The sequence below is a fragment of the Actinotalea sp. C106 genome (assembly GCF_023630195.1).
GTDB lineage: Bacteria > Actinomycetota > Actinomycetes > Actinomycetales > Cellulomonadaceae > Actinotalea.
In genome coordinates this window covers 1-5,764 of the sequence record NZ_JALPKN010000205.1, presented here as the reverse complement: position 1 = coordinate 5,764, position 5,764 = coordinate 1, and the positions used below count along the sequence as shown (strand labels likewise).

Annotated in this window: 4 protein-coding genes; all 4 read left to right on the top strand. The window is 72.2% G+C overall.

The window, feature by feature from the left end; translation table 11 throughout:
• The first annotated feature begins 162 nt into the window (after positions 1 to 162).
• Complete coding sequence (locus L0B03_RS13010) at positions 163 to 939, top strand: response regulator transcription factor (RefSeq protein ID WP_250446427.1); 777 nt, start codon at positions 163 to 165, stop codon at positions 937 to 939.
• A 200-nt stretch (positions 940 to 1,139) separates the two neighbouring features.
• Positions 1,140 to 4,034: a DUF4040 family protein gene (locus tag L0B03_RS13005; RefSeq protein WP_250446426.1), complete on the top strand. Its 2,895-nt coding sequence runs from the start codon at positions 1,140 to 1,142 to the stop codon at positions 4,032 to 4,034.
• Positions 4,031 to 4,339, top strand: a complete 309-nt coding sequence (locus L0B03_RS13000) for a sodium:proton antiporter (RefSeq protein ID WP_250446424.1) — start codon at positions 4,031 to 4,033, stop codon at positions 4,337 to 4,339. The genes L0B03_RS13005 and L0B03_RS13000 overlap by 4 nt, the downstream gene beginning before the upstream one ends.
• A partial coding sequence (locus L0B03_RS12995; protein ID WP_250446422.1) for a monovalent cation/H+ antiporter subunit D family protein occupies positions 4,336 to 5,764 on the top strand: 1,429 nt, incomplete at its 3' end. The genes L0B03_RS13000 and L0B03_RS12995, both read left to right, overlap by 4 nt.

The following is a 5,764-nucleotide window of genomic DNA, read 5'->3' as shown; positions in this document are numbered from 1 at the left end:
CCGGGGGGCCGGGTCGGGGCGGCGGAGGCGGCGCACGGCGGCGGCGGGCACGGCGAGGACGGGGCTGAGCACGGTGGAGAGTCTCGCAGATCGGCGCCTGGTCACCGCCGCGGGCCGACGGCGGTACCTTTACCCCCACGTCATCCGCAGGAGGCAACCCCCGTGGCAGACCTTTTGCTGCTCACACCCAGCGCTGGGGGCTCCGCCCAGGTGCTCCCCGCCCTCGGGCTGCTCGGACACCGGGTCCGAGTGCTCCCGGTCGAGCCGTCGGCCCTGCTCGACGCGCCCGACTCCGACGTGCTGCTGCTCGACGCACGGCGTGACCTCGCGGCCGCCCGCTCGACCTGTCGGCTGCTGCGCGCCACCGGGCTGAGCGTCCCGCTGGTCCTCGTGCTGACCGAGGGCGGGCTCACCGTCGTCACGGCCGAGTGGGGAGCGACGGACATGCTCCTCGAGGACGCCTCCCCGGCCGAGGTCGAGGCACGGCTGCGGCTCGCGATGGAGCGCTCCTCGGAGGAGCACCCCGTCGTGGACGTCGAGGAGATCTCGAGCGGTGAGCTGACGATCGACGCGGGTGGGTACACGGCGCGCCTGCGCGGCCGCCCCCTGGACCTCACCTACAAGGAGTTCGAGCTCCTCAAGTACCTCGCGCAGCACCCGGGTCGGGTGTTCACCCGCGCGCAGCTGCTGCAGGAGGTCTGGGGGTACGACTACTTCGGCGGCACACGGACGGTCGACGTCCACGTGCGGCGCCTGCGCGCCAAGCTCGGTCCCGAGCACGAGCAGCTGATCGGGACCGTCCGCAACGTCGGCTACCGCTTCGACCCTCCGCGCGACCGGCCCGGCGTCGAGGTGATCGCCGAGCCGTCCCGGCCCGGCGAGGTGGCACCCACGACCGACCTCGACCCGCACGGCGGGACCCCGTCCGGCCCCTCGTGACGCGGCGCCCGCCGAGTTCGCCTACCCTGGTGGGCGGTGCGCCGGGAAGACTGGTCGGCAGTCCTTCCCCCCTGCCCTCTTGGAGTCCACGTGACTGGCGCACGCCTGTGTCTCTCGGCCGACGTCCCCGCCCTGCGTACCACCGCAGCGGCCTCCCCGGTCTCCAGCACTCGGCCCACGCCCGTGGGCGGGGGTGACGCGTGATCCTCCCTGTCCTCCTGGGCGTGCTGGTCGTCGCCGTCGCCGCGACGCCGCTGCTCGACCGCGGCCTGGGCCGCAACGCCGGCTGGGTCCTCGCCGGGGTCTTCGGCACGCTGGCCGCCGTGGTCGGGGCCCAGGGCCCGGCCGTCCTCGGCCGCGGCGAGACCCTCGAGTTCTTCGTCCCGTGGATGCCGACCATCGACGTCGGGCTGCACCTGCGTCTCGACGGCACGTCGTGGCTCTTCGCGATGCTCGTCCTGGGCGTGGGCGCTCTGGTCATGGCCTACTCGACGCGGTACTTCCCGCCCGGCCGACGCACCGGCTTCTACGCGCTCATGACGGCCTTCGCGGTCGCGATGCTGGGCCTGGTGCTCGCGGACGACGTCGTCGTGATGTTCGTGTTCTGGGAGCTCACGACGATCTGCTCCTTCCTGCTCATCGGCCTCTCGGGGGAGTCGGCGAACCGGCCCGCGGTGCGCACCTTCATCCTCACGGGGCTGGGCGGGCTGGCCCTGCTCGCCGCCGTCGTGATGCTCATGGTGAACGCGGGCACGAGCCGCCTGTCGACGATCCTCGCCGTGACCGACTGGCAGGCCAGCCCGGGCTGGTCGGTCGCGGTGGCGCTGCTGGTGATCCTGGCGGCCTTCACCAAGTCGGCCCAGTTCCCCTTCCACTACTGGCTGCCCGACGCGATGGCCGCGAGCACACCCGTCAGCACCTACCTGCACGCCGCGACCATGGTCAAGGCGGGCATCTACCTGCTCATGCGATTCACCCCGGTCTTCGGGGACTTCCCGCTGTGGAACGTGCTGCTCATCGGCACGGGCCTGGTGACCGCCTTCATCGGGGCCCTGTTCGCCCTGCAGCGCACGGACCTCAAGGAGCTCCTGGCCTACTCGACGGTGAGTCAGCTCGGCCTGCTCGTCGCGATCATCGGCGTCGGCACCCCCTACGCCCTGGCGGCCGCCGGGGTGCACACCCTGGCCCACGCGCTGTTCAAGGCCTCGCTCTTCATGCTCATGGGCGTCGTCGACACCCGGAACGGCACGCGGGACATCCGCCAGCTGCCGGGGCTCTGGCGGGCGATGCCTGCCACGGCCACCCTGATGACCATCGCCGCGCTCTCCATGGCGGGCATACCGCCGCTGCTGGGCTTCGTCAGCAAGGAGGCGATCCTCGACGCGATGCTCGGGCTCCCCGGCGAGCCCTGGGTCGGCGTGCTGGTCGCCCTCGGCGCCGTCGCGGCCTCCGCCCTGACCTTCGCGTACTCGTTCCGGATGGTCTACGGGGCCTTCGGCGGGACCCCCGGCACCGCCAAGCACGGCGAGGCCGGCCCCAGCTACCTCCTGGCGCCCGCCGTGACGGCCCTGAGCGGCCTGGTCCTGGCCTTCGCCCTGCCCGTGCTCGACCCCCTCGTGGACCGCCTCGTGCTGGACACGACGGGGACCGCGCACGAGAGCCACCTGGCCCTGTGGCACGGGTTCAACCTGCCGCTGCTGCTCTCGGCGATCGTCATCGGCCTCGGGGCCGTGCTCGCCTGGCAGCGGGTCGCCGTGGACCGCGTCCTGGACCGTCAGCTCGTCCCCGTGCAGGGCACGCAGGTCTTCGAGGGGGCCTACCGCGGCGTGATCGCCGCAGGTGTCCGCATCGGACGTCTGACCGCGTCGAACGCCCCGGCGCCCTACCTCGCGGCCATCCTGCTGACCCTCGGGGGTACCGCCATCGCGGTGACCCTCGGCCGTCCTGAGGTCCCCGCCCAGCCGGAGCCGACCACGCGTCCTACGGACTGGCTCCTCGTCGCGCTGATCCTGGTCGCCGTCACGGCGGTCGTCGTCACCCGGTCGCGGCTCGCCGCCGTGGCGCTGGTCGGCGTCGCAGGCTTCGCGGTCGCGCTGTGGTTCCTGCTGCTCGGTGGCTTCGACCTCGCCCTGACCCAGCTGCTGGTCGAGATCCTCACCGTGGTGGTCGCGGTGCTCGTGCTGCGCCGGCTCCCCCGCACCTTCCACCCCACCCCCCGCGCACGGCGCCTGGGGGCCGGGGTGGTCGCCGTCATCATGGGCGTGGCGGCAGGCCTCGCGGCCTTCTCCCTGACCGGCCGCCGAGAGATGTCCCCGGCCTCGGAGTACTTCCTGCGCAACGCCGAGGAGGACACGGGCGGCACCAACGTCGTCAACACGATCCTGGTCGACTTCCGTGCCCTGGACACCCTCGGTGAGCTCACCGTGCTCGGGGTCACCGGGCTGATCATCATCGGGGTGCTCGAGTCCGCCCGGCTCAACCACGGCCGCCTGCCCGAGAAGGTCGCGGGCTTCGCGCAGAACGTGGTGTTCTCCGCCCGGGAGAACTCCCTGATCATGCGGACCGTGGCCCGGGGGCTCGGTCCGGTGCTCGCGCTCCTGTCCCTGTACCTGCTGCTCCGGGGCCACTCGGCCCCCGGCGGCGGGTTCATCGCGGCGCTCGTCGGCGGTGCCGGGTTCGCACTGGCGTACCTCGCCGCCCCCGCCGCTGCCCGCGCCCGCATCAGGCTGCCCTACCCACGGCTCATCGCCGCGGGGATCGCCGTCGCCGGGGCGTCGGGCATCCTCGGGTACCTCGAGGGCTCGTTCCTGCGCCCGCTGCACCTCGACATCCCGCTGCCCGGTGACGGCTACTACCACTTCACCACCGCGCTCGTCTTCGACGTGGGTGTCTACCTCGCCGTCATCGGCGTGCTGCTCACGGCCCTCAACCGGCTCGGGACCGAGGACGACATCCACGCCGAGGAGCCCCTCGGCCCCTGGGCCGAGAGCACCGACGAGGACGACCCGGACGCCGAGGACGAGACCAACGACGAGATCGACGAGGGGACGGCCGCCGAGCCGGACCTCGCGTCGCCGAAGGGAGGCCGACGATGACCCTCGCCCTGAGCATCGGCATCCTCGTGGCCGGCGGCGTGTTCATGCTGCTGCAGCGCGGGATGATCCGCATCGTGCTCGGCTTCATCATGCTGAGCCACGCCGTGAACCTGCTGCTCATGTCCGCCGGGGTCACCTCGCGCCGTGACGCCCCGCTCATGGACACGGCCGACCCCGCCACCGCCGCGGACCCGCTCCCGCAGGCCTTCGTGCTGACGGCCATCGTCATCGCCTTCGCGATCACGATCTACATGCTGACCCTGGCCGTGGCGCGCAGCGACGACGACACCGAGGACCCCTCATGAACGCGGCCCTGCTCCCGCTGATCGTCGCGGTGCCGCTGCTCGTGGCGGCCCTGCTCGTGGCGCTCGAGGACTCCCCCGCCGCCCGTCGTTGGCTGATGGTCCTGCCGAGCGTCGGTGCCCTCGCCGCGGGGGGGCTGATGATCGCCGAGACGGCCGACGGCACGGTCCTGGCCCACAACATCAGCCTCTGGCCGAACGGCATCGCGATCCCCTTCGTCGCCGACGTGTTCACCGCGCTGATGCTCACGACGACGGCCCTGCTCACCCTGGTCGCCTCGGCCTTCGCGATCGCCGTGGGCACCGTCCGCGCCCGGTACTTCCCCGTGCTGGTCCTCGTGCTCAGCGCCGGGGTCTACGGCGCGCTGATGACCGGTGACCTGTTCAACCTCTTCGTCTTCATCGAGGTCATGCTGCTGCCCTCGTACGGGCTCCTCGCGATGACGGGCGGATTCACCCGGCTCACCGCCGGCCGCCTCTACGTCGCGGTCAACCTGCTGACGTCGACGATCTTCCTCGCGGGGGTCGGCCTCATCTACGGGGTCGCCGGCACGGTGAACCTCGCCGAGCTCGCCGGGGCCGCGCACGAGTCCCCCCTGGTGGCCGCCGCCGCCGGGGTCTGCCTGATGGCCCTGTCGGTCAAGGCCGCCGTCGTCCCTGTCCACGGATGGCTCACCCGGGCCTACCCCGCGACCTCCCCGGCCGTCACCGCGCTGTTCTCAGGGCTGCACACCAAGGTCGCGATCTACGGGATCTACCGGATCTACGCGGTGGTCTTCGACGGCGACTCGCGGTACCTGTGGATCGGCCTGGTGGTCTTCAGCGCCACGATGGTCATCGGGGTCATGGGGGCCGTGGGTCAGGACACCACGCGGTCCATCCTCGTGTTCCACATGGTCAGCCAGATCGGCTACATCCTGCTGGGGGTCGCGCTCTTCACCCCCCTGGGTCTCATGGCCGGGATCTTCTACCTGATCCACCACATGATCGTGAAGGCCTCGCTGTTCCTCTCGACCGGGGCGATCGAGCACGCCTACGGGCACAGCCGTCTCGACCGGCTCGGGTCGATCGCGCGGCGCGAGCCGATCCTGGCGGCGGCCTTCCTCGGAGCGGCCCTCTCCCTCGCGGGGCTGCCACCCTTCTCAGGCTTCGTCGCCAAGCTGACCCTGGTCACCGCTGCGGTCGACGCCCAGCAGTGGGCCGTGGTCGCGACCGCGGTGGCGGTCAGCCTCGTCACCCTGATCTCGATGCTGAAGATCTGGGGCACCGCCTTCTGGGGCCCCAAGCCCGACGACGAGGAGGAGGTCGCCGGGAGCGGCACCGGGATCGACTCCCAGGCCCCGCTCGGCAGCTCGGCCGCGTCGGCCGAGGCCGACGGAGGAGCCGCCCCGGCGGCGCAGACCGCGGTCGCCGCACCAGCAGCCACCG

Bases quoted from the DNA above. Each gene is read 5' to 3' on its own strand.
- L0B03_RS13000 (WP_250446424.1), top strand. From the start codon at position 4,031: ATGACCCTCGCCCTGAGCATCGGCATCCTCGTGGCCGGCGGCGTGTTC.